The 22,781-nt window shown below is 70.0% G+C and carries 17 protein-coding genes, 1 pseudogene and 1 CRISPR repeat array; of the genes and pseudogenes, 5 read left to right on the top strand and 13 right to left on the bottom strand.

The features are described 5' to 3' along the window. Positions 1 to 66: 66 nt before the first annotated feature. The gene (locus ACQPXD_RS42805; RefSeq protein WP_432828542.1) at positions 67 to 219 is read right to left on the bottom strand and encodes a hypothetical protein; all 153 of its coding nucleotides are present in this window, start codon (positions 217 to 219) and stop codon (positions 67 to 69) included. A gap of 93 nt (positions 220 to 312) precedes the next feature. On the opposite strand from ACQPXD_RS42805, the gene ACQPXD_RS42800 reads away from it, so the two are divergent. Together ACQPXD_RS42800 and ACQPXD_RS42795 are read left to right on the top strand one after the other, a co-directional pair. Next, entirely contained in the window at positions 313 to 2,403 is a 2,091-nt protein-coding gene (locus tag ACQPXD_RS42800) for an N-6 DNA methylase (RefSeq protein WP_432828540.1), read from the top strand. A 236-nt stretch (positions 2,404 to 2,639) separates the two neighbouring features. Beyond that, positions 2,640 to 4,437: direct repeats of the CRISPR family, unit length 28 nt; unit sequence GGACCACCCCCGCGTGCGCGGGGAGCAC. 128 nt (positions 4,438 to 4,565) lie between these two features. Next, complete coding sequence (locus ACQPXD_RS42795; RefSeq protein WP_432844374.1) at positions 4,566 to 4,775, top strand: hypothetical protein; 210 nt, start codon at positions 4,566 to 4,568, stop codon at positions 4,773 to 4,775. A 217-nt stretch (positions 4,776 to 4,992) separates the two neighbouring features. On the opposite strand, the pseudogene ACQPXD_RS42790 reads toward ACQPXD_RS42795, so the two are convergent. Further along, a pseudogene (locus ACQPXD_RS42790) lies at positions 4,993 to 5,161 on the bottom strand (transposase); the annotation flags it as partial. Positions 5,162 to 5,362: 201 nt separating this feature from the next. Further along, positions 5,363 to 5,473 carry a TetR family transcriptional regulator gene (locus ACQPXD_RS42785; protein ID WP_432828539.1) on the bottom strand — a complete coding sequence of 37 codons (111 nt, stop codon included), beginning with the start codon at positions 5,471 to 5,473 and terminating at the stop codon, positions 5,363 to 5,365. 210 nt (positions 5,474 to 5,683) lie between these two features. Between ACQPXD_RS42785 and ACQPXD_RS42780 the strand changes: the two genes are divergently transcribed. Then, positions 5,684 to 6,175, top strand: a complete 492-nt coding sequence (locus tag ACQPXD_RS42780; protein ID WP_432828537.1) for a hydroxyisourate hydrolase — start codon at positions 5,684 to 5,686, stop codon at positions 6,173 to 6,175. Between the two features lie 317 nt (positions 6,176 to 6,492). Here the strand turns inward: ACQPXD_RS42780 and ACQPXD_RS42775 are convergent, their stop codons facing one another. Beyond that, on the bottom strand, positions 6,493 to 11,334 hold the full coding sequence (locus ACQPXD_RS42775) for an AAA family ATPase (RefSeq protein WP_432828536.1): 4,842 nt from the start codon (positions 11,332 to 11,334) through the stop codon (positions 6,493 to 6,495). Positions 11,335 to 11,532: 198 nt separating this feature from the next. On the opposite strand from ACQPXD_RS42775, the gene ACQPXD_RS42770 reads away from it, so the two are divergent. Beyond that, positions 11,533 to 11,727, top strand: a complete 195-nt coding sequence (locus tag ACQPXD_RS42770; RefSeq protein WP_432828534.1) for a hypothetical protein — start codon at positions 11,533 to 11,535, stop codon at positions 11,725 to 11,727. Between the two features lie 115 nt (positions 11,728 to 11,842). Next, complete coding sequence (locus tag ACQPXD_RS42765) at positions 11,843 to 11,989, top strand: hypothetical protein (RefSeq protein WP_432828532.1); 147 nt, start codon at positions 11,843 to 11,845, stop codon at positions 11,987 to 11,989. 229 nt (positions 11,990 to 12,218) lie between these two features. On the opposite strand, the gene ACQPXD_RS42760 is transcribed toward ACQPXD_RS42765, so the two are convergent. From ACQPXD_RS42760 to ACQPXD_RS42720, 9 genes are all read right to left on the bottom strand, one after another. After that, a complete protein-coding gene (locus ACQPXD_RS42760) occupies positions 12,219 to 14,048 on the bottom strand; it encodes an FAD-dependent oxidoreductase (protein WP_432828530.1) in 1,830 nt (609 codons plus the stop codon). A gap of 112 nt (positions 14,049 to 14,160) precedes the next feature. Continuing rightward, positions 14,161 to 14,898 carry an IclR family transcriptional regulator gene (locus ACQPXD_RS42755; RefSeq protein WP_432828528.1) on the bottom strand — a complete coding sequence of 246 codons (738 nt, stop codon included), beginning with the start codon at positions 14,896 to 14,898 and terminating at the stop codon, positions 14,161 to 14,163. A gap of 9 nt (positions 14,899 to 14,907) precedes the next feature. After that, complete coding sequence (locus ACQPXD_RS42750; protein ID WP_432828526.1) at positions 14,908 to 15,942, bottom strand: LacI family DNA-binding transcriptional regulator; 1,035 nt, start codon at positions 15,940 to 15,942, stop codon at positions 14,908 to 14,910. A gap of 53 nt (positions 15,943 to 15,995) precedes the next feature. Continuing rightward, complete coding sequence (locus tag ACQPXD_RS42745; protein WP_432828524.1) at positions 15,996 to 16,754, bottom strand: SDR family NAD(P)-dependent oxidoreductase; 759 nt, start codon at positions 16,752 to 16,754, stop codon at positions 15,996 to 15,998. Next, complete coding sequence (gene dgoD / locus ACQPXD_RS42740; protein WP_432828522.1) at positions 16,751 to 17,926, bottom strand: galactonate dehydratase; 1,176 nt, start codon at positions 17,924 to 17,926, stop codon at positions 16,751 to 16,753. The genes ACQPXD_RS42745 and dgoD overlap by 4 nt, the downstream gene beginning before the upstream one ends. Next, on the bottom strand, positions 17,923 to 19,437 hold the full coding sequence (locus tag ACQPXD_RS42735; protein WP_432828520.1) for a GH39 family glycosyl hydrolase: 1,515 nt from the start codon (positions 19,435 to 19,437) through the stop codon (positions 17,923 to 17,925). Before ACQPXD_RS42735 ends, dgoD begins: the two co-directional genes overlap by 4 nt. A gap of 36 nt (positions 19,438 to 19,473) precedes the next feature. After that, the gene (locus ACQPXD_RS42730) at positions 19,474 to 20,373 is read right to left on the bottom strand and encodes a carbohydrate ABC transporter permease (RefSeq protein ID WP_432828518.1); all 900 of its coding nucleotides are present in this window, start codon (positions 20,371 to 20,373) and stop codon (positions 19,474 to 19,476) included. Next, positions 20,370 to 21,278 carry a carbohydrate ABC transporter permease gene (locus tag ACQPXD_RS42725; RefSeq protein ID WP_432828516.1) on the bottom strand — a complete coding sequence of 303 codons (909 nt, stop codon included), beginning with the start codon at positions 21,276 to 21,278 and terminating at the stop codon, positions 20,370 to 20,372. The genes ACQPXD_RS42730 and ACQPXD_RS42725 overlap by 4 nt, the downstream gene beginning before the upstream one ends. Before the next feature lie 141 nt (positions 21,279 to 21,419). Beyond that, positions 21,420 to 22,688 carry an ABC transporter substrate-binding protein gene (locus ACQPXD_RS42720; protein WP_432828514.1) on the bottom strand — a complete coding sequence of 423 codons (1,269 nt, stop codon included), beginning with the start codon at positions 22,686 to 22,688 and terminating at the stop codon, positions 21,420 to 21,422. Positions 22,689 to 22,781 lie beyond the last annotated feature (93 nt).

Here is a 22,781-nt window from a genome sequence, read left to right as displayed (position 1 = left end):
GCCGAAGACAACGTGGGTACGAACAACCGTGTTCATGGTCCTCCTTCAGTCGTGGGAACAAGATGGCTAGTCGTCGGAAGCCGGGCCGGTCCGGTCGGCCGGCACGGCGTGCTGCTCGCGGCGCAGCAGCTCGCCGAGTATCCGGATCTCCGAGACCCGCCGGTCCAGCTCGATCTTGGCAAACTTGCCGATAGTGGTGCTGCGCCCGCGCCGCGCCATGACCCCTCCACGCCGTGTGAACCTCTCGCGTACGAACACCATACGCCTGTGAACTCATACCACAAACAGAATTCCGAGTGCTAATGTTCACGCGTGACGAACGAGCAGGACACCGCCCTCGGCGCCGCCACCCTGACCGCCAGCGGCATCGCGCAACTCGCCGGTGTCGGCCGCGCGGCGGTGAGCAACTGGCGCCGCCGATACGCCGACTTCCCCGCCCCGGTCGGCGGCACTCCGGCAAGCCCCACCTTCAACGCGCGTGCCGTCGAGCAATGGCTGCGCAGCCAGGGCAAGCTCCACCACGCCGCCACCGAACAGTGGGCGTGGCGGCACATCGAGAGCTACCAGCCGGCGACCCAGATCGGCGACGCACTCGTCATCGCCGGCGCCTACCTGCTCGCCTTCACCGCACGACCCAGCCAAACCCCGGCAATCCTGACCCCGAAACAGCTCACGAGCCGGCTCAAAACGATCGACACCGGACTCGCCGCCATGCTCGGTCGCATCCTGCCCGAGCAATGGGGACCGCCACTGACCCCCATGCTGCGCACCGTCGACCAACTCGCGCGCGAACAGGACGCCGAGACCGCCTTCGAATACCTGCACGGCCAGTACGTCACATCGGCACAATCCATGTCCGGCCTGGCCAGCACACCGGACACCGTGGCCGACGTCATGCTGAGCCTCGCCGGCCACGGCGCGGTCACGCTGGACTTCACCTGCGGCACCGGATCACTGCTCCGCCAGGCCGTCGACCGAGCGACCCGGACCGCCACCCCCACCGCATGCCTCGGCCAGGAAATCAAACCGCAGTACGCGCTGATCGCCCTCATCCGGCTGTGGTTCGTCCACCGCCGCGCCCAGCAGGCCGGCCTCGACATGCCCCCACCCGTGCTGCACGTCGGCGACAGCATGCTCGCCGACGCCTACACCGACGTCCGCGCCGACATCGTCGTGGCGAACTTCCCCTTTGGCATCCACGACTGGGGCCACGACCGCCTCGCCTACGACCCCCGCTGGCGATACGGACTGCCGCCCCGCACCGAACCGGAACTGGCCTGGGTCCAGCACGCCCTGGCCCACCTCTCCCCGGGCGGGACCGCCGTCGTACTCATGCCACCGGCCGCCGCCCTACGCCCGGCAGGCCGCCGCATCCGTGCCGAACTCATCCGCCGCGGCGCGCTGCGAGCCGTTGTCGCACTCCCCGCCGGCCTCATGCCTCCAGCCGGCGTCGGCCTGCAGATCTGGGCCCTCACCCAGCCTGACGAGCACCACGAACCCGACGACCGGCTGCTCTTCGTCGACGCCACCAACGCCGCGCAAACCCTCACCGAAACGGTCACAGCGGCCTGGCGCGATTACCGATCCGGCCGACGAACCGAGACACCCGGCGTCCACCGCACCGTCCCGGCCATCGACGTCCTCAACGACCAGGTGGACCTCACACCGCAGCGCTACGTCCGGCCGCACGACAGCGAAAGCGTCGACCCCGCCCAGACCATCGCCGGCATCGCCGCGATCGACCGGCTGCTCACCGAGATCCGCCACCTGCTCCCCGCCGTCCGGCCAGCAACGACCGGCGGCCTGCGTACCGCTCCTCAAGCCAGCCTCGCCGACCTGGTCCGCTCCGGAAGCATGTCCATCCTGCGGACGTCGCCCCGCACCCGCCCCGCCGACCACACAGTGCTCACGTCCGCGGACATCCTGGCCGACAGCCCCCCAACCGGCCCCACCAGCGGAACCGCCACCGACGGCACCCCCAGGATCCACACCGGAGACATCCTCATCCCCGTCATCGGCCGCGAAATCATTGCCCGCGTCGCCACCAACGACCAGGTCGGCGCCGAACCGGGCCCCGGCGTCCAAATCCTGCGCGTCGACCCAGACCGCTTCGACCCATGGTTCGTCGCCGGCGCCCTCACCAGCAGCGGCAACATACGCTCCGCCACCCGCCCCTCCACCACCAGCGGCGCCCTCCGCATCGACCTCAAGCGTCTGACCATCCCTGTGCTCAAACTCCACGAACAACAGGAGTACGGCCGGACCTACCGACAACTCATCGAACTCCGAACCGCCCTCCAACAAGCCGCCACAACCGGAACCGCCCTGACCCGCGAAATCGGCGACGGCCTAACCTCCGGCACCCTCACCATCGACACCGACCAACACCCCCACCACCGTTGAACCGCCAGGGTCGTCCCACCCAAGCGCGAAAACGACGTCCCCGTCGCGACAACTCCAGCAACCACGACACGATGGCCAGCGGAGCACGCAGGGCCAGCAACGCTCGACACCCTCCCCAGCAACACACAGAGGCCGGATCACCGCCTGCACCGGACAGCGCTGACGTGCGAACCTCGACATGCTCCCGCGTGCACAGGGACCGCTGTATGCGCTCGTCCGCGGCAGCGAGCCGCGGTAGACCATCCCCAAGTGCGCGGGAAGCACGGGTCGGCGGCCGGGCGGCTCGAGCCAACTCCCGGGACCACCCCCGCGTGCGCGGAGAGCGCACGGCGCCGGCCCGAGTGGGGTGGCACACCTTGGGACCACCCCCGCGTGCGCGGGGAGCACCTGTTCGGGCCGGGCAGCATGCCGGTGGACCGAGGACCACCCCCGCGTGCGCGGGGAGCACGGCGACCTCTTGGGCCGGGTAGTCGGTGCCGTAGGACCACCCCCCGCGTGCGCGGGGAGCACCCACCCTCCCGAGAGAGATCCCAGCATGAAGCAGGACCACCCCCGCGTGCGCGGGGAGCACTCACGCTCACAGTAGAGGCAAAGCCGTTTCGGGGACCACCCCCGCGTGCGCGGGGAGCACGTCCCGAAGAACTTCATGAACGGGCACAAGTGGGGACCACCCCCGCGTGCGCGGGGAGCACGTTCCTTAGGAATGACGGGGGCGCCAGTAGAAGGGACCACCCCCGCGTGCGCGGGGAGCACGAGGAGCTGGACTTCACCCTCGCCGTCGAGGTGGGACCACCCCCGCGTGCGCGGGGAGCACCCACAGCGGGTTGCCCCGGTCCAGGCCGACGTTGGACCACCCCCGCGTGCGCGGGGAGCACCCCAGTAATACATCCACCCGACCACCCGAACCGGGACCACCCCCGCGTGCGCGGGGAGCACCATGCTCTCTGTGGTTGATCGATTCGACGCGTAGGACCACCCCCGCGTGCGCGGGGAGCACATGCCGGCGGCGGACAGCATCCGGATGTGCGCCGGACCACCCCCGCGTGCGCGGGGAGCACCATGTGGGTGCGCTCCTGGCCGGTCGCCGACATGGACCACCCCCGCGTGCGCGGGGAGCACCTTTTCGATTTCGTGCAGGAGATCGACCTGTCGGGACCACCCCCGCGTGCGCGGGGAGCACACGTCACGCTTCGCCATCAAGCACTCCTTGTCGGGACCACCCCCGCGTGCGCGGGGAGCACACGCGTTCATGATCGAAGTTCGTGGATCTTCGGGGACCACCCCCGCGTGCGCGGGGAGCACGCTACTAGTCCACGTCTGCTTACCGGCGAGCTGGGACCACCCCCGCGTGCGCGGGGAGCACCTGATGCGGATGTGAGGCGGATTGCCGCTGAGCGGACCACCCCCGCGTGCGCGGGGAGCACTGGGGGTACAACGCTGACATCTATCAACACTACGGACCACCCCCGCGTGCGCGGGGAGCACCAGCCGCCTTCCGGCCAGCCGCAGGGCGGCCAGGGACCACCCCCGCGTGCGCGGGGAGCACGCATTCGTTGCCCGCCGCCTCGCCGGCTCGGCAGGACCACCCCCGCGTGCGCGGGGAGCACGCTGCCGATCCTGGCCGGACGCCGCACCTGTCGGGACCACCCCCGCGTGCGCGGGGAGCACCCAAATCAGGGCTCGGCTAGGTTTCGATCCCAAGGACCACCCCCGCGTGCGCGGGGAGCACTCGTCCTACCAGCCGGCGCAAAACGTGGTGCCGGGACCACCCCCGCGTGCGCGGGGAGCACTCTTTGTGCCACTGTCCCCGCCTAAAAGAGTGGGGACCACCCCCGCGTGCGCGGGGAGCACGCTCCCTTCCCCAGGAGCGGGACCGTTCGGTCTGGACCACCCCCGCGTGCGCGGGGAGCACCCATTCTCTGAGGTGGTTCCGGGAGATGAGGTGGGACCACCCCCGCGTGCGCGGGGAGCACCCAAAGCATTGCTCAGGCTTTTGGACTCACCGGGGACCACCCCCGCGTGCGCGGGGAGCACACTTCCTGACCTGCAGGTCCGTAGATCAACAGACGGAGTTTTCATTAGTCGTCCGCGGCGGCAGCGCGGTCTTCCAGGCGGTCATCGACATGTCTGGCGAAGACGCATCGATAGCTTCTCGAGCACGCGTGTATCGTATCGCGTCGCGTTCGGTCTTCGGGCTGGGCGAACTGGTGCGCGTCGGTGTCGGTCTCGAGGATGTTGCCGGTGAAGGTGAGCTGGTCCACGATCGCGGCGCGGGCCCGTGGGTCGGTGTACGTGCTGATCCGCTGGAGAACGACTTGTTGGAGGCGATTGCGGCGGGCGCCTCCTTACCTCCGGGTGAGGATCTGCAGTAAGGCCGGCGCTGCGGCGGTTGTGTTCCGCGCGAGTGTGTGTGGAGCGTGCCGTTGATGCGGCGCCCGCAGCTGGGTTGCCTGCGGGGGCCCTTGGCGTTCGGGTCTGGTCTGCAGCGAGCGGATTCAGCCCCGCGGCGAAGTAACCGCACCGCGGCCCAGGTGGTCGTGGCCGACCGAACCGGTTCGGCCTGGACTCAGTGTGAGCCGCGAGGGCCTCTTCGCGGACCTTGATCGTCAGTGCGTCTATCCAGATGAGGTGTCGTGGCGCTGTCCGGGGGTCGGCTGCGGAACGCCTCGACCTGCGCGTCCAGGTGTCGGGTCATCTCCGACATCCGTGACTCCGACAGCGCGGTGATGCCCAGTTGTTCGATGAGCTTCTCCACTTGGGGTCTGGCGCGTCGGCGGGCGGATCGGACCATCCCCGCATGCGCGGGGAGCACGCAGTCCTCTGCGACACCGAGACGACCGACCCGGGACCACCCCCGCATGCGCGGGGAGCACGACGGCGACCGTCCGGCGCTAGGGCAAGGGACGGGACCACCCCCGCATGCGCGGGGAGCACACTTTCTGACTTGCAGGTCCGTAGATCAACTGGCGGAATTTTGGCCTACCTCGGCGGCCACATCTTTCAAGGAGACGGCTCGGATGCCACGCTGCTGAAATAGTTGTGCAGCTGCGTCTCGTATCTCGCGTCTCATCAGATCCTGCCGGGCAGCCAGGGTCCAACCTAGCATTGCGGTGATGGCGCACGATGCCGCTCTGTGGTGCAGAACGCGCGCGCCGCGAGCACTACAGGCAGATCCCACGCACCCGGCGGCGCGACTTCCGGTCCGGGGCGGTCGACACGCGGACGTGCGACTGGACGGTCGCGTTCAGTCCGGATCCCGGTCTCCGACCTGGTGAGCGTGATGGACTGGTTCAACGCCGCATCCCCGGACGAACTGCGGGCCGCCCTGCGCGCGTGCTGCGCCGCCGACGCCCGGGCCGATCGGCTGATCGCCGGACGCCCGTATCCGGACGAGGAGGCTGGGACGCCCGCCCGGGATATCGCGGTCACGCTGGAGAGTTGCGTCGAGGAAAAGTGGCAGCTGGTGGCGTCCGGCCGCACCGATGTCGACGGCCGCATCCGCGAGCTCGGTGCGCCCGGTGCCGGTACGCACCGCATCCGATTCGCAACCGGCGAGTACTTCCGCGCCCGTGCGGTAACCACGTTCTACCCCGAGGTGAGCGTGACGTTCGAGATCGTCAACGATCAGACACACCACCACGTCCCACCGTCTACACCCGCACGTCGGGCTGGATCGACCGGCGCGTGGCCGCTGGGCTCAGACGATGGCGTGACACGTCACGCAGCCGCTGGTCCGACGCCCTCTACATCAACGTCTTGGCGGCATTCATGATGCGCACGGACAACGTGACCGTGAGGCCCGCGTGGCGGCGCGCCATCGGCATGACCGCGGCCGTCGTAACTATCACACTCACGCTGATCATCGTCCGCGCTGCCACACCGGCAATTTCCGAGGCCGCAGCCGGCTCAGCCACGGACGCACTGCACCGCTTCAGCCAGCGTATGCAAGCGTCGCCTCGGTCGTGGCGCTCGTGGGCTGCATCTGCTTCGTCGGCTACGTGCTGCACCTCGGCTTGTGCGGCCTGCGCAGCCATACTCCGTGAACCCACGCCGCATACATGGCGTGCAACAAACGCGACGGTGATCCCCTTAGCCACAGAAGCCGCCGTCCGTGGCGGCGAGCGGGATCTCCACCTGCAGGCGGGTCCCTGCCCCGCGCGGGCTATGCAGAAATATCCGCCCGCCGATCGCCTCCACGCGGTCTTTGAGGCCGAGCAAACCTGTGCCCCGGGTGAAGTCTGCGCCGCCAACGCCGTCATCGTGGACTGCTACGTGCAGGACGGCGTCGGCAGGGTCTGTTTCGACGGTGACTGTGACCGTCGAGGCCCGCGCGTGTTTGGCTGCGTTGGTGAGCGCTTCGGCGACGACGTAGTAGGCGCTGACCTCGACGTGCTCCGGCGCACGCCCCTCCGTGTGCAGGTCGAGGCGGACCGGGATCGGGGATCGGCGGGCGAGTGCGCGCAGCGCTGGGCTCAGGCCGCCGTCGGTGAGGACCGCTGGATGGATGCCGCGGGCGATCTCGCGTAGCTCGTCCAGCGCGTCGGCTGCTGTTGCGATGGCATGGTCGAGCTGTGCGCGGAGCGCGGCGAGTTCGGGTGGCAGCGCCGCTTGGGCCGCACGGAGCTGTAGCGCCAGGGAGACCAGTCGCTGCTGGGCGCCGTCGTGCAGGTCGCGCTCGACGCGGCGGCGGGTTTGGTCGGCGGTGGCTACGATCCGGGCGCGGGAGGTGGTGAGTTCGGCGTACAGGTGGGTGTTGTCGAGGGAGACGGCGAGTTGGCCGGCGATGAGTTTGACGGCGTCGAGTCGTTCGGTGGTGAAGGCGGCTCGGATGAGCCGGTTTTCCAGCAGCAGTACCGCCCGCAGCGTACCGCGGCTGAGGATGGGTACAGCCATGAGTGAGCAGCAGGAGAGGTCGGTGAAGTAGGGGTCTCGGGCGAAGCGGTCGTCGCGGGTGGCGTCGGCCACGACCAGTGCCTCGCCGACGCGTTGGGCGTATCGCAGCACTGACATCGGGACCGCGTGTTCCGTGCCGCGGATTGGAGTGGGCAGCAGCCAGTCGTGCCGTTCGTCGCTCCACAGCGGCAGGTGAACGTCGGTGGCGCCAGTCATCGCGCTGACCACCCGGACCACGCGGGCGTGCAGCCGTTCGATGCTGGTCTCGGAGCTCAGTGCCTGCGAGGCGGACAAGATGCCGAGCATGTCGAGCGCTCCAGTGGTGACAGCGGCCCGTTGGTGCGGGACATCCCTGGTCTGGCTGCCGCTCTCGTCAGCGCGCTGCGCGACGGTGGTGCCGGGTTGTGGGCGCAGAGTCGGGTAAGCCCAGTCGAGTTGGTCGATTTTTGCGGTGGCGCCCCATGCGAGGTACTCCTGGCGTGCTTCGATAAGCAGGTTGTAGCCGAGATATTCGAGCCCGTGTGCGAGGTGAAAGCGGGCCGCATGCTCGGTGATCAGGGCTCGGTGCCATGGCCGCTGAGGCTGGGCGGCCTCGCGCAGGGCGGCGTCGAAGGCGAGGGCGGCGGCATGGAAGTCACCGACCGCCCACGCCCGCTCCGCCTCGAGCAACCGGAGCAGGTGCTGGAAGTTCGCCGGTGCGTCCGCAGTGCGGGCGGCCAGCCACTGCGTCACCTCGTCCAGTTCCGACAGGAGACCGTCGCGCTCGCCACCGTGGCTGGCTTGGGCCTGCCCGGCGATGGCCAGCCCATGCACCAGGTACGCCGTGCCGATTATGTAGTTGCCCAGCACAGCCGGCCGCAGCGACATCGCCGCCGCAGCGTGCCGCGTCAGGCCAGCCGGATCACCGAGGATGGCGGCGGCGATCGCCCTGGTGACGTGCGCGTGGAAGAGCGCTGCCGGTTTGTCGGCGTACCGGTCGATGGAGGCGGCTTCACCTGATACGGCGGAGCTTTCGCCGCGCAGCACACCGGCGAGCCACCGGAACGAGTCGAGCCATAGGGTGATCTGTTCGTTGCCGGTACGGTGCACGAAGGCCAGCCCCGCCTCCACCTGGGCGACGTAGACGTCCAGCGATGGCGCGCAGTCCAGCAGGCTCGCCGCGGTCGGGGAGTAGCTGTATCCGGCGTTGGCCAGGTCGCCGCCGGCGATCAACCCTTCGCGGGCCAGCTGAGCCGCTGGGACACTGTTTTCGATCGGTTCGAACCAGCAGCTCACGAGCGCGGACAGGAAACGCGCCTCTGAGGTGTCGGGCTCGTAGCCGCGCGCCTCGCTGAAGGCCAGGACCCGCTGTGCTGCTTGATACGCGGCGTGGTCATGGCGTAGGCCCACCGCGGCGAAGGCGGCGGTAGCGGCCGGGCCGATCAGGCTACGGGCAGGGCCGTGCTCGATCCATATTCGCAACCCTTCCAGGCTCAGCCACGCATAGAGGGGGAGGCTGGTGTAGTAGGCGGCCGGGAAGAGCGCATCGAGCAGACGGGTCGCGGCGAGCAGCATCGGCTCGGTGATGTCCGGACGGGCCAGTTCGGCGGCGTTGTCGGTGTGGTCGAGCCATCGATACAGATAGTAGAGTTGGTGGTCGAGTTCCAGCGGGAGCCGGTCCGCGGGTGGTACGGCGATGCCCAGCTCGTGCAGCGACTCCAGGCCGACCCTCAGCGCCTCCGCCAAGCGGTGCTGGTGGGTCAGGCTGCGCACCTGGATGCACGTCGCGTCGGCACGCTGCATGACGGTGGTGCACAGCCGGTCGATCGTGCGGTACTCCTCGTTAGCTTCCTCGAGGCGTCCCATGCTGTAGAGCGCGGTGTGGTGGGCGGTGCGCACCTTGACCAGCGTGGCAGTCTCGCCCGGGTCGACGAGCCGCAGTGCGGCGGCTAGGAGCCCTTTCACCAGCGCGTAGTCCCCGATCAACGCAGCCTGGTCGGCGGCGCGCCGCAGCAGCGTCGCCACTCGACGCTGCTCCGCGGAGTCGTCGATCGCGTCGACCACCGGTAGGTATTGCTCCGCCGCGACCGCGTACAACTCCGCCGCCGCCAGCCGCCGCGCCATGGCCAGGTGCAGGGTCCGTCGCTGCTCGGGATGGAGCCCGCGCAGGATCACCTCACGGGTCCGGTCGTGGCGAAACCGTACCGCCTCATGTGCGCCCGGCTCCACCACCAAGAGACCCTCGTCGAGGGCATGCGACAGCCGCCGTTCCACCACGCTCGCCGGCTCTGCGGTGGCGGTCTGCAGCAGGCTCACCTCGGCTCGCCCGCCGAGACACGCCATCGCCTGTACGATCTGCCGCGACGCCGGCGGCATCGCCTGAACACCGGCCGCCAGCAGCCCCCCAACCTCGCAATGACCTAGGCGAGCCCGCACAGCCGTCGCGTCCCACCGCCACCCCGCGGCCGTCGCGGCCAGCGCGCCGTCACGTCGTAGCGCGTTGAGCAACTCCACGATCTCGTACGGATTGCCGGACGGTTTGATCTCGTCGACCAGACCTGCCGCCGTGGCCCGGTCCACACGCAGCATCTCGGCCACCATGGCGACGGAGCCGGACACCGGCAGATTGACCAGCCGGAGGTGCTGTACTCCGGCGAGTTCACGCCATCGGGACAGCGGCGCCGCCACCGGATGCGCCGGATCGATGTCGTCCTCGCGGTACGCGCCCACCAGCAACAGACCGTCGATCTGCTCTTCGCTCAGCAGGAGGTCGGCGAAGCCGAGTGGCGTGCGCCCCGCCCACTGCAGATCATCGAGAAAGAGAACCACTGGCCGTTTGCGCGAAGCGACCGCGCGCAACACGTCCGCACCCACCCGCTGCGCCCGAACCTGTGCGGTCAGCGGATCTCCCGCATCGGGCGGCACCGCCAGCAGGGTAGCGAATTCCGGCACTGTCGCAGTCATCAGGCCCGCATTCGGGCCGGTCGCCTCCAAGATCCGTTCGCGGACCTTGATCAGCTCGTCTTCCGGCTCGGCCAGCAACAGCCGACCCAACGCGCGAAACGCCTGATAAGGCCCGTTGAACTCCAGATCCCGCCGGTACTGGTCGAACTTACCCACCACGAACCAGCCATCGCTGCCCGTCACCACCGGCCGCAATTCGTCGACCAACGCCGTCTTGCCCACGCCCGGCGCCCCGCCGACCAGCATCCCGCGGCATCGGCCCGCCAGCGCATCTTCAAACGCCGCCTCCAGCGCCGCGACCTCGCCGTCGCGCCCGACCGGCCGCGACGGGGGCAGCAGCCGCAGCGGAAAGTCGCGCTCGCCGACCCGCAGCGCAGCCGCTTCTGGACGCATGGCAGTGTCCCGAAACCGCTCAAGGTCGTAGACCACGCCCTCGGCGGTCTGGTACCGGTTGTCCGGTTCCTTCTCCAGCAGATGCATGATGATCTCGGACAACGGATTCGGCACCGAGTGGTTCACCTGCGCTGGCGGCACCGCCACCCGCGCCAGATGGTCATGTGTGAGCCGCAACGGATCCCCGGCACCGAACGGTGGCGCGCCGGTGGCCAGCTCGTACAGCGTCGCACCCAACGCGTACAGATCGGCACGCTGATCCACAGACCGGCCGGTCCGGCCGGTCTGCTCCGGTGCCAGATACGCCAACGTGCCCACGATCTCGGTGTGATGCGTGAACTCGGGACGGATCTCGGCGAATGATGTCGCCAGCGCGAAATCCACCAGGCACGGTGCACCATTGCTGGAGACCACAATGTTCGCTGGCGCGATGTCCCGGTGCAGCACCCCGCGCCGGTGCATCCCCGCCACCGCCCGGGCCAGTCCCACTGCCAGCCCGACCAAATCACCTACCGCGAGCGGCTTCGCCAACCCGGCCAGGCTCACCTCACCGGCGTCCGCAAGCACGATCGACCCCCGGTGCCCCGAGGCCTCCACCAACCGCGCAACCCCGTTGACGCCGCGCACGCGCTTGAGCATCGCCAACTCGTGTCGCACCCGCCGCTGGGCATCCGGTCCCAACGGCTCCTTGCAGACAACCATCTGCCCAGCGACACACATCCGAGTGACGCGAGTCTGCTCGCTCTCATGCACCACTTCGCCCCGGACAGGCGAATCCTGCCAAGCCATTGCTCCAACGCCCCCCACTCGACAGCCCCACACATAGTCGGAGCCGCCTTATGCCCTGTTTACCCCGATCCGAGATCAACGGCGAGGGACCCCAAGGACCCGACGTGAGCCGTGAGGAACGCTCGCCGCTACCTGCACCACTGCCCTCTGCCCGGCATGGATGCCATCCGCACCCTCGAACCCCTCGTCAACCTCGCCCGCCTGCACATCCGCGCCGGCCGCGGCCACCGCGGCCACGACCTCCTGCTGCGCCTCGAGCAGGCCGGCTTGATCGCCGAGTCGCTCATGAACACCGGGTCGCGCTGACCCGCAACGATCCCAAGGCCGCAGCAGCTCGCGCGCTGCTCTCCTATATCGCGACCGGGCGGGCGAGCTGGTCTCTACGCTGAGCGGGTCGACGCCTACCAGGTACCTATGGGGCATGGCCGACCCGGTCTCCGGCCGGTTGGTCGCGGAAGGCCTTCGCACCCGACTCCCCGCACCGGATCTCATCGAATATCCGACGATCGGACATGCACCTCATCTGGAGATCCCTGACGTGATCGCCGACGAACTCGTGCGCGGATAGTCGAGGCCGGCTGGCTAGCCCGGCGGCAGGGTGCGTCGCGTTGCATGGAGTTGCTTCGCTGAAGCACGGCCTCTCCGACGCCGGTCTGATCGACCGCTACCTGCTGCCCGGCGCCGGCAAGCGCCGGTTCAGGACCACGGACAAGGACGCGCGGCAGCTGAAGCTGGTCGAGCACGACGTCTACGCCAACGGTCTGCAGAAGCAGTCTTCGACGTGGTCCGCTGAGCGCTCATTCCAGGACGCGCCGGACCTGTTCGCGAACGGACGGGGTGTCGTGGCCACGGACGGTGAGTGTCGTATGCCGCCGCATGACGTCATCGACCGTGACCGCCCACTCCCGGTCACGGGCGAAGGCGACCTGCGCCCAGATGTCGGGACCGTCGGGATGGACGCGCTCGGCGAGCGCCGGATCGGCGCGGATCAGCTGCGCGAGGTCGAACGCCAGGGAACCGTAGTGGGAGGCGAGGTGGCCGGCGATGTCGGGGGTGAGGGTGACGCCCGGTTCGCGCTCGACCTGCAGGCGCCGGGTGACGGCGTCGGCGTTGGCGAGGCCGGGCAGCGGGACCACGCGCGGCCCTCGGGCGATCGTGGCGCCGAGCGGGTGGCCGGGGAGCCGGGTGAGCGTGTCGAAGACGACCTTGCCGATGTGGCGGTACGTGGTCCACTTGCCGCCGGCGACCGACAGCATGCCGCCGCGGCCCCGGGTGAGCACGGTTTCCCGCCTGGCCTCGCTGACCTCGCCCGGGCCGCCCGGCAGCACCCGCAGGCCGGCGAACGCATAGGTGATGTCCTCGCGCCGCAGTTGGTGGCCGGCGACCGCGTGGCCGGCCTCGTCGAGGATCTGGCCGATGTCGGCGTCGGTCACCGCGAGCGCGGCCGGGTCGTCGTCGTACGGCTCGTCGGTGGTTCCCAGCAGCAGGTGGTCCTCCCACGGGATCGCGAACGAGACGCGATACTTGTCGATCGGTATCGTCAGCGCCGCCCGCCACGGGTCGGCCCGGCGCAGCACCAGGTGCGCGCCCTTGGACAGCCGCACGCTCGGGGACACCGCCGGGTCCTCCATCCGGCGCAGGTGGTCGACCCAGGGACCGGTCGCGTTGAGCACCAGCCGGGCGTCGACTCCGAACTCTGCGCCGTCGACCTGGTCGCGCACGTCGGCGCCGGTGACCCGGCCCCGGGTGGTGCGCAGGCCGACGACCCGGGCGTGGTTGAGCATGTCGGCGCCGGCCTCGACCGCCGCGCGCACGGTCATGATGGCGACCCGGCTGTCGTTCATCTGGTGGTCGCCGTAGACGGTGGCGGCCTTGAGGCCGGTGGTCCGCAGCGCCGGCACCCGGTCGGCCGCCTGGCGGGGCGTGATGACCCGGCCGAGGCCGTCGCCGAACGCCGACAGGGCCGAGTACAGCAGCACGCCGGCGCCGAGCTTCGCCGCGCCGTGCGGGCCGCCGCGGTAGATCGGCACCACGAAGGTCAGCGGCTTGACCAGGTGGGGTGCGATGTCGGAGGCGAGGGCGCGCCGTTCGCGATGGTTCTCGGCGACCAGTTTGACGTTGCCGGTCTGCAGGTACCGCAGGCCGCCGTGGACGAGTTTGCTCGAGGCGCTCGACGTCGCGCCGGCGAAGTCGTCGGCGTCGATCATCGCCACCCGCAGCCCCGACTGCGCCGCCATCCAGGTGACGGCGGTGCCGAGGATGCCTCCTCCGATGACGAGCAGGTCGTAGGTGCTCCGCGACAGTTCCTCGCGGGTCTGTGCGCGTCCGGCGAGCGCGGCAACGGGCATGGTGGTCTCCTTTACGCGTCGGTCCAGTCGAGGGTGCGCCGCACCGCCTTGCGCCAGTTGTCCAGTTCCCGGCGGCGGGTTTCGGCGGTGATGCCGGTCGGACAGCACGGTGCGCACCGACCGCCAGATCTGCCCCGCGTCGTGCTCGACCCAGCCCGGCCGGGGATAGATCTGCCGGTGCTCGCGCTGCGCGACGGAGACGATGTTGCCCCGGCGGTCGAACACGATGCACCGGCTCGACGCCGTGCCCTGGTCGATTGCCGCGATGAAGGCTGGCAAGAGGTACCCCTCACAGGAATCTGTTCGGCAATGCCGAACGACAAGCGGATCGGATGCGCTTGTCTCCCGGCGTCACAAGCTCGTATGACCGCGATCTCGTCGCGAGCGAACTTCAGCGGGTGAAGTCGCGCGAGATGGCCCGGGCGGCGTCGCGGACGTACGACAGCGCCGTGAGATGCAGGATGCCGCCGGTGGCCAGCCGCTCGACCGCGCCGCGGATGCCGATGGCGCCGACGATCACGCCGCGCTGGTCCTTGATCGGGGCGGCGATGCCGACCTCGCCCTCCTCGATCTCGGCGGCCCAGCCGCGGCCGCGGACCAGTTCGAGCTCGGCGTCGAGGATCTCGGCGTCGACGACGGTGGCCTTGGTGAAGGCGGGCAGCGGTACGGTGATCTCCCGATACGGGTCGAAGGCGAGCAGCACCTTGCCCACCGCCGTGGCGTGGGCGGGCAGCAGCGCCCCGATCTGCAGCGTCTGCAGGGAATCGTCGGGCCGCAAGACGTGGTGGATGACCAGCACCTGCCCCTCGTGCAGCGTGCCGATCCAGACGCTCTCGCCGCTTCGGCCCGCCAGGGCGTCGGCCCAGTTCGTCGAGCGGGCACGCAGCTCGTTGACGTCCAGGTAGCTGCTGCCCAGGTGCAGCAGCGTGGCGCCGAGCCGGTACTTGCCGGTGGTGGCGTCCTGCTCCACGAAGCCGACGTGCACGAGCGTGCGCAGGATGCCGTGCAGGGTGCCCTTCGGCAGATCCATCGCGCGAGCCAGCTCGACGACGCCCAGCTGGCGCCCGCCCGACGCGAGCAGCCGCAGGATCGCCGCGGCGCGCTCCACCGACTGAATCGTCTCACCCACACCAACAGGCTACCCACCGTTCGGAATGGCCGAACTCGGGGCCGGCGCCGGTCCGGTCGACTCCCGGACGAGCAGGCGCGGCTCGTCCGGGATCGTCAGGTCGCGCGGCGGCGCCCCGTCGAGCTGGGCGACGAGCTCGTCGACGGCCGCGGCGCCGAGCTCCAGCAGGGGCAGGGCGATCGTGGTGATCGTGGGCACGGTGAAGCCGGCAGACGGAAAGTCGCCGTATGCGATCACCGACATCTCGCCCGGGACGCGGATCCCCGCGCTGGTCAGGTATCGGATGACACCGATCGCCTGGCCCGGGGAGCTGGTGAAGATCGCGGTCGGCCCCGCGTCGAGCAGCGCCCGCGCGGCGGCGAAGCCGGTCGCCTCGGTGAAGTCGCCAAACTGCGGCGGCAGCACCGGGAGGCCACGCGCGGCGACCGCGCGCTCGAACGCGGCGACCCGGTCGGCGGCACCCTCCACCTCGGCCGGCCCGGCCAGGTGGGCGACGCGCCGGTGCCCGAGGCCGGCCAGGTGCTCCACCGCCAGTTCGCCGGCCCGGCCGACGTTCATGGTGACGTTGCGACCGGAGCCGGCCACCGCGCGGTTGACAAACACGTGCGGGAACGACGACTCGCGCAGGCCGTCCACGAGCGGATGGCCCGGCACGGCGGAACCCATGAGCAGCCCGTCGACCCGGCCGCCGTCGAGCAGCGAGCGCCCGGCCGGCTGCTCGGCGAAGTCCTCGGCGAGCAGCGCCAGATACCCGTGCTCGGCGGCGCGGCGGTAGGCGCCACGGGCGATGGTGATGTATGGCGGGTTGTCGATGGAGGGCGCGATGAGCGCCAGCGCCATGGTCCGCGACCTCGCCAAGGCACGGGCACCGGCGTGCGGCTCGTAGCCGAGCTCCGCCGCCGCCTCGATGATGCGCCGACGCGTCTCCGGGCGCACCGCCACCGTCGGATCGCCGTTGAGCACCCTCGAGACGATGCTCTTGGTGACGTCCGCGGCCATCGCGACGTCGATGAGGCGTACCCGCTCAGGCTGGGCCCCCTTCACCTGCCTTCTCCTCCACACGCCGGCGTCCTGATCAGGTTGAGAGGTTAGCGTAGCTACGGCGGCACCTGCAGGGCGTCCAGGCCGCCGTCGATGACGATCCGCGCGCCCGTGAGGGTCGGGGCGGAACCGGACGTGAGGAAGCTGACCAGCCGCCCGATCTCCTCCTGCGCCGTCGGCTCGCCGGCGGGGATCCGCGCCCTGCGCGCCGCCGCCTCCTGGTCGCTGATCGAGTTCCAGCGGTCGCTCCAGATGAAGCCGGGAGCGATGGCGTTGACCCGGATGCCCAGCGGCGCCAGGTCGACCGCCAGGCTGCGGGTGAGGCCGTCGACCGCGGCCTTGCTGGCGTTGTACGCAGTCCGGCCGAGGATGGCCCGTTCGCCGGCGAGCGAGGAGATGTTCACGATGACGCCGCCGCCGGCGCGCGCCATCTCCCGCGCGGCGAGCACCGAGCACAGGTGTGTGGCGAAGACGTTGACCTCGAAGACCTCGCGCAGGAAGCGCGGCCGCTCCCGCAGCACGTCCTCGTCGCCGACGCCGAGGTGCGCGGCGTTGTTCACCAGGATCACCGGGGCGAGCCCGCGCGCGACGAGCCCGGCGAAACCGGCCTCGATCGCCTCAGGGTCGGCGAGGTCGAACCCGACGGAATGGAGCACCGCGCCCGGGACGTCGCGGGCGATCCGGGCCGCGGCCGCCGCCGCGACCGTTTCGTCGATCCCGTGCACGACCACGGCCACCCCGTCCGAGGCGAGCCGCCTGGCGATGGTCTGCCCAAGGTTCTGGGTGGCGCCGGTGACGAGGGCGATCCGGGTCATCCTTGCTCCTTCGCGTGCAGCGGCACTTCGTCGTCCGGGCGGATGTCGGTGAGGGCGCCGCTGTAGTGCCGCAGGTCGTGGCGGACGTACGGGTACCGGGCGACCGCCTCGGTGTCGATGCGCACCCCGAGGCCGGGCGCGTCGGGAATCTCGGCCACGCCGCCGTTGACGACCGAGCTCTCGGCGGCGATCTCCGCCCGCCACGGCACGTCGGTCGCCATCGTCTCCAGGTAGGTGAAGTTCGGCGTGCACGCGGCGAGCTGCAGCGTCGCCGCGTTCGCCACAGGGCCCGAGGGGTTGTGCGGTGCGAACCCGACCTGCCACAGCTCGGCCAGTGCCGCGGTGGTGCGGGCCTCCCAGATGCCGCCGACGTGGGAGACGTCGGGCTGCACGACGTCGGCGCAGCCGCGCTCGAACACCTCGCGGAAGTCCCAGCGGGTGTAGAGGCGCTCGCCGAGCGAGATCGGCGTCGACGTGTGCTCCCGCAGCCAGGCGTAGTTGGCCAGGTTGCCGGGGATGAGCGGCTCTTCCAGCCACAGCACGCCGAGCGGCTCCAGGGCGCGGGCGACCTGCCGGGCCGCCGCGAGCTCGAAGCGGCCGTGTGCCTCGACGATGATGTCGGCCTTGCCGTCGACGGCCTCGGCCACCGCCTCGACGACCGCCATCGCGGTGCGCAGCGCGGCGGGCGTCAGGGTGCGGAAGGCCGACCCGAAGGGGTCCCACTTGAGCGCCCGGTACCCCCACCCGACGGCCTCGCGCGCCTTCTCGGCGAACTCCTGCGGCAGCTTGGCGCCGGCGAACCAGCCGTTGGCGTAGCACTCGACCGAGCCGCGCAGCTTGCCGCCGAGCAGTTCGTATACGGGTACACCCAGTGCCTTGCCCTTGATGTCCCACAGCGCCATCTCGACGGCGGAGAGCGCGCTGGTCAGCACGGGGCCGCCGCGCCAGTACGCGTCGCGGTAGGCGTCCTGCCACCACCCTTGGATGCTGCCGATCTCGCGCCCGGCCAGCCCGTGGCGCAGCGCCAGGACCGCCGCCTCGACGGTGTGCTCCCGGTATTCGAGCGTCGCCTCGCCCCAGCCCTCGATCCCCTCGTCGGTGTCGAGCCGCACCAGGACCCAGTTCGTGCGGTACGCGTCGCAGATGTACGTCGTCAGGGACCGCAGCTTCATCGGTACCGCCACGACCCGTCGAGCTCTTCGACGACCGACGCGTCGGTGAGCACGACCGGATAGTCCGTCAGCGGCAGCGAATACCTGACGCCGCGGGTGCGCCAGTCGGTGCGGTCCGGCACGCCGGTGGGGTCCGCCGGCGGGTCGATGCAATACACCTCGCCGGTGAGCAGGTCCAGCAGCACCGGCCGCCGCAGGGTGAGCCGGTCGTCCCACCACAGCTCCACGTCGATCGTGGCCTGGCGCGCCCGCTGCTGCGGGTCCTCGGCGAGCCAGTAGACGAACAGCGGGGCGCCGCCGCGCTCGAACGTGGCGACGTGCGGCGCCGCCAGCAGCGTCGAGCGCTGTGGTGTGGCGGGATCGGGCTCGGTGAACAGGCACATGAGCTCGGTGCGCCGGGTCCGCTCGTCGAAGAGGTGGCACACGCGCCGGGCGACGTCGAACGAGTACTTGGGCTCGTAGCTGCCGCCGTGGATCAGGCCCATCATCACCGGGGCGTTGACCTTGTCGCCGGCCTGACGGTACGGGCGCTCAATGAGATCGACGGCGTGGAAGTAGAAGATCCTGTCGAAGCCCACCTTGAGGTCGGCCAGGAATCTGCGGGCGATCCACTTGGCCTGCACGACCTGGTCCATCGAGTACATCCCGAGCCAGTCGTCGTGGTGGCCGGACAGTTGCGAGGGGCAGCCGTTCTCGCCCTGGTACAGCGCGATGCGCCGGTGCGGCGAGTGCTCGTCGAGGAGGCGGCGCAGCAGGTCGTGCATGTTCTGCAGGTTGTGCTCCGGGACCATCTGATACGGATGGAACGAGAACGCGTCGATCGAGTCGGCGAGCCCGGCGCGCAGCGCATCGACGAGGAAGGCGGGGTCGGCGAGCGAGGTGGCGCCGCCAACGATCGTGGCGTCGGGGATCCCGGCCCGCACGGCGCCGGTGGTGATGCGGACGAGCTCGGCGTAGTCGCGACCGCTGACCGCCGCGGGCTGCCAGAACTGCGGGATGTCGGGCTCGTTCCACACCTCCCAGCAGGTGACCCGGCCGCGGTAGTGCGCGGCCAGGGCCTCGACGTACGCGGTCCAGGCCGCGACCGCCCCGTCGTAGTAGAGGGGCACGTAGCCGACCGCGGACTCGTGCGGCACGCCGGGCATGTAGAGCTCGTTGCCGAACGTGACGCTGAACATCGTGGAGACCCCGGCCGCGGCGAGGCCGTCGACGATGTCGTCGAGCCAGGTGAAGTCGTACCGGCCCGGCTCGGTCTCGCAGCGGCTCCATCCCGTCTGCACCCGAGCCCACTTCGCGCCGAGCCGTGACAGGTGCGGATACACCGGCTCGGCGGTGAACATCCTGCGGTCGAGGGTTTCGAAGCCGATGCCGAGCCTGGAAGAGCCGATCGCCGTCGTGGGTCGCGAGATCTCGATGCGGCCGGCGGGGCGGACCCCGGCGAGCGGCGGGAGCTGCTCGCGCACGAGCGCGGCGACGTCCTGGACCTCGATCTGTGCGGCTGGTGTCGTCATGGAACCTTTCGTTTCCTTCGGTGTGCGGTGCGCCGGCTACTTGCCGATGCCGGCGGTGAGGCCCTGGATGATCTGGCGGGTCGCGAGGATGAACAGGACCAGCAGCGGAAGCGTGGTGATGACCAGCCCGGCGAACAGCGACGCCCAGTTGTTCTGGTACTCCCCGAAAAAGGTCGTGAGGCCGACGCCGAGCGTGTAGTTCTCCCGGGAGCGGAGCATGACCAGCGGCATCAGGAAGTCGTTCCAGATCGGCACGAACCGGAAGACCACCACCGTCGCGATCGCGGGCCGCACGAGCGGCACCATGACCCGTAGGAAGACGGTGAAGTGGCCGCCGCCGTCGAGCAGGGCCGCCTCCTCCAGCTCGCCGGGCAACTGCCGGAAGAACGAGACGAGGACGAACGTGGTGAACGGGATGCCGTTGGCGGAGTAGATCAGCACGAGGCTGAGCGGCGAGTCGATCAGCCGCAGGCCGTCCATGAGGTAGAACAGCGGCAGGATCGCGAGCATGAACGGGATGAGCAGCCCGGACATGAACAGCCCCTCCAGCGCGTTGCGCCCGGGGAACCGCCATCTGGCGATCGCGTACGCCGCTGGTAGTGACACGGCCGTGGAGATCGCGACGGAGCAGACCGTGATCAGGACCGAGTTCAGCGCGTAGCGCCCGAAGGACGCCTCCGTCCACGCGCTCACGTAGTTGGCCACCGTCGGGTCGCTCGGCAACGGCCACGGGTCGGTCGCGATCTCCAGGTGCGTGCGGAACGAGTTGAGCACCATGGTGAGCAGCGGCAGGACGCAGATGGCGGCGTACACCCAGAGCAGGATGCCGACGGCGAGCGTCTGCGCGTTCCACCGCCTGCGCCGCGGGCGCGACGGCGACGGGACTGCCGACGGCGTGGATTCGACGGCGTCGGCCGTGAGTGCCGTTCCGGTCACGAGAGCCTCTCCTCCTGCGCGCGGATCAGGCGCCGGCCGAGGACCGCGCCGCCCAGGATGAACACGAACAGCAGCGTCGCCAGCGCCGAGGAGACCCCGAGCGCGTTGCTCGCGCCCGACTCGAACGAGACGCGGAAGAACAGCAGGCTCACGACGTCGGTAGCCCCGGCCGGCGAACCGGTCGCGCCGCCGAAGGCGTACGGCAGCGTGAACGTCTCCATCGCCCCGATGAACGTCAGGATCGATACGGTGCCGATCACCGGGGTGAGCAGCGGCAGCGTGACGTGGCGGAAGCGGCGCCAGCCACCGGCCCCGTCGACGCTCGCGGCGTCGCCGAGCTCGGGCGGGATCGCCCCGAGCGCGGCGCCGTAGAGCAGGACGGGGAAGCCGATCCACTGCCACACGCTGACGAGGATGAGCACCGGCAGGGCTGTGGACGGCTCGCCGAGCCACGACAGCGCGAGCGGCTCGAGGCCGGCCGCCTTGAGCGCGGCGTTGATCGGGCCGAAGTTCGGCGAGAGCAGCAGGGTCCACAGGTAGCCGACGACGAGCGGGCTCACCAGATACGGGGTGGTGTAGAGGACCTGCAGCACCCGCCGGACCGGCCCGAGCTTGTGCAGCTGCACCGCGAGGAACAGCCCGATCGAGTTCTGCAGCACCAGCGTGCCGACGAAGACGGCCAGGTTGTGCAGGAAGGCGCGGGGCAGCTGCTCGACGAACGGCTGCTCGGTGAAGAGCACGACGAAGTTGTGGAACCAGTTGAACCGCACCAGGTTCGTGCCGCCTTGCCACTCGAACAGCGAGTAGCCCAGCGCGCTCGCCATCGGGTAGAGCAGGACCACCCCGAACAGTGCCAGCGCGGGAAGGACGAAGAGCACCACGGCGACCGCCGGCGGTCGCCGCACGCTTCGTTGTGTCTTTGCCATGGAGGGCTTCTCCTGTGGTGGGCGGAACCCGGCCCGGCGGTCGCTGCCACCGGGCCGGGGTGCGGGGTGCGTGGGTGGGCTGTGTGGTGCATGGGGTGTGTGGTGCGTGGGTGTGTGGTGCTATTCCTGCTTGAAGTCGCCCGGCTTGAACCAGGCGTCGATGCCGGTCTGGACGCTCTGCGCCGCGGCGGCGGGTGTGGCCTTGCCGAGCCAGATCTTCTGGACCTGTTCGCCCAGCAGGTCGGTGCCCGACGGCGAGCCGTAGCGCAGGTACGCCGCGCCGAGATACGTCGACGGGGTGCTCTGGTACCGCTGGTACATCTCGGCCAGCAACGGATTCTTGAGGGTGACGCCGTCGCGGGCGGGGATGGTGCCCATGGCGTTGGCGTAGAGGTTGCCGAACTCCGTGCCGGCGAGCCAGTTCAGCAGCGCCGCCGCCTCGGTCGGGTGTGCGCTGCGCTTCGCCAGGGCCCAGCCGCCGTCGGCGTAGCTGACGGTGACGCTCTTCGACGGCCAGTCGGCGTTGGCCGGCACGTTGAACGTCCCGTAGTCCATCTTCGCCCCGAGGTTGGCGAACGTGGTGACCTGCCAGGTGCCCGACGGGAACATGGCGGCCTTGCCGGTCGCGAACAGGGTGACCGCCTCGTCGAGGGTGACCGACGTGACGTTGTCGACCAGATACGGCTTGACCTGGTCCATCAGGCCGATGGCGGCCACGTCGTCCGGGTCGGTCAGGTTCTTCTGGCCCGCCAGGAACGCCTGCTGGAACCCGCCGGCGCCGCGGCGGGCGTTGCCGAGGATCTCGGCCGCCAGCGAGATCTGCGCGGCGACGGCGCCCGGGACGACGATAGGCGCGATCCCGGCGCCCTTGATCTTCTGGGCGGCCGCGATGAACTCGTCCCAGGTCTTCGGCACCCCGAGACCCAGGTCGGCGAATATCTTCTTGTTGTAGTACACCTGGGCGGTCTGGATGCCCTGCGGCACCGCGTAGACCTTGCCGTCGGACTTGCGCTTGGCGCCGGCGAGCGCCGACTTGCTGAAGCCGGTCCAGTCCTTCACGACGTCGTCGAGCGGCACGATGTTGCCGCTGTCGGCGAAGCTGGACAGCACGCCGTAGGACCGCAACGCCACCACGTCGGGGCTGCCGGAGCCGGCCAGCCCGGTGGTGAGCAGTGTTTCGTAGTTCTTGTCGAGCTGCGCGACCACCTCGAGGTCGACGCCCGGGTTGGCCTTCTTGAAGGCATCGATGATGCCGCCCTTCTTGAAGGCGGTCGCGGCCTCGTTGCTCCACGTCCACACCGTGAGGCGCACGGTATTGCTCGATGCTCCCGTCCCGCCGCCGCAGGCGCTCATGAGCACCGCCAAGCTCATCGCGAGCGCGAGCCCCACGATGGACCTGCTATGCCGCATAGCCCGCGCCGTGGATCGCTGTGCCGTCACGTAAACCCCCTGTCGGGTGATGACCTCCGAAGTTGCCCTAGA

The organism is Dactylosporangium sp. CA-092794 (genome assembly GCF_050948465.1).
GTDB lineage: Bacteria > Actinomycetota > Actinomycetes > Mycobacteriales > Micromonosporaceae > Dactylosporangium.
The sequence above is the reverse complement of the archived record's forward strand: the minus strand, read 5'-3'. Positions and strand labels throughout refer to the sequence as shown.

Coding starts and splice junctions, on each gene's coding strand:
- dgoD (WP_432828522.1), bottom strand. CDS start 17,926: ATGAAGCTGCGGTCCCTGACGACGTACATCTGCGACGCGTACCGCACG.
- ACQPXD_RS42780 (WP_432828537.1), top strand. CDS start 5,684: ATGGACTGGTTCAACGCCGCATCCCCGGACGAACTGCGGGCCGCCCTG.
- ACQPXD_RS42745 (WP_432828524.1), bottom strand. CDS start 16,754: ATGACCCGGATCGCCCTCGTCACCGGCGCCACCCAGAACCTTGGGCAG.
- ACQPXD_RS42765 (WP_432828532.1), top strand. CDS start 11,843: ATGGCCGACCCGGTCTCCGGCCGGTTGGTCGCGGAAGGCCTTCGCACC.
- ACQPXD_RS42775 (WP_432828536.1), bottom strand. CDS start 11,334: ATGGTTGTCTGCAAGGAGCCGTTGGGACCGGATGCCCAGCGGCGGGTG.
- ACQPXD_RS42735 (WP_432828520.1), bottom strand. CDS start 19,437: ATGACGACACCAGCCGCACAGATCGAGGTCCAGGACGTCGCCGCGCTC.
- ACQPXD_RS42785 (WP_432828539.1), bottom strand. CDS start 5,473: ATGAGACGCGAGATACGAGACGCAGCTGCACAACTATTTCAGCAGCGT.
- ACQPXD_RS42805 (WP_432828542.1), bottom strand. CDS start 219: ATGGCGCGGCGCGGGCGCAGCACCACTATCGGCAAGTTTGCCAAGATC.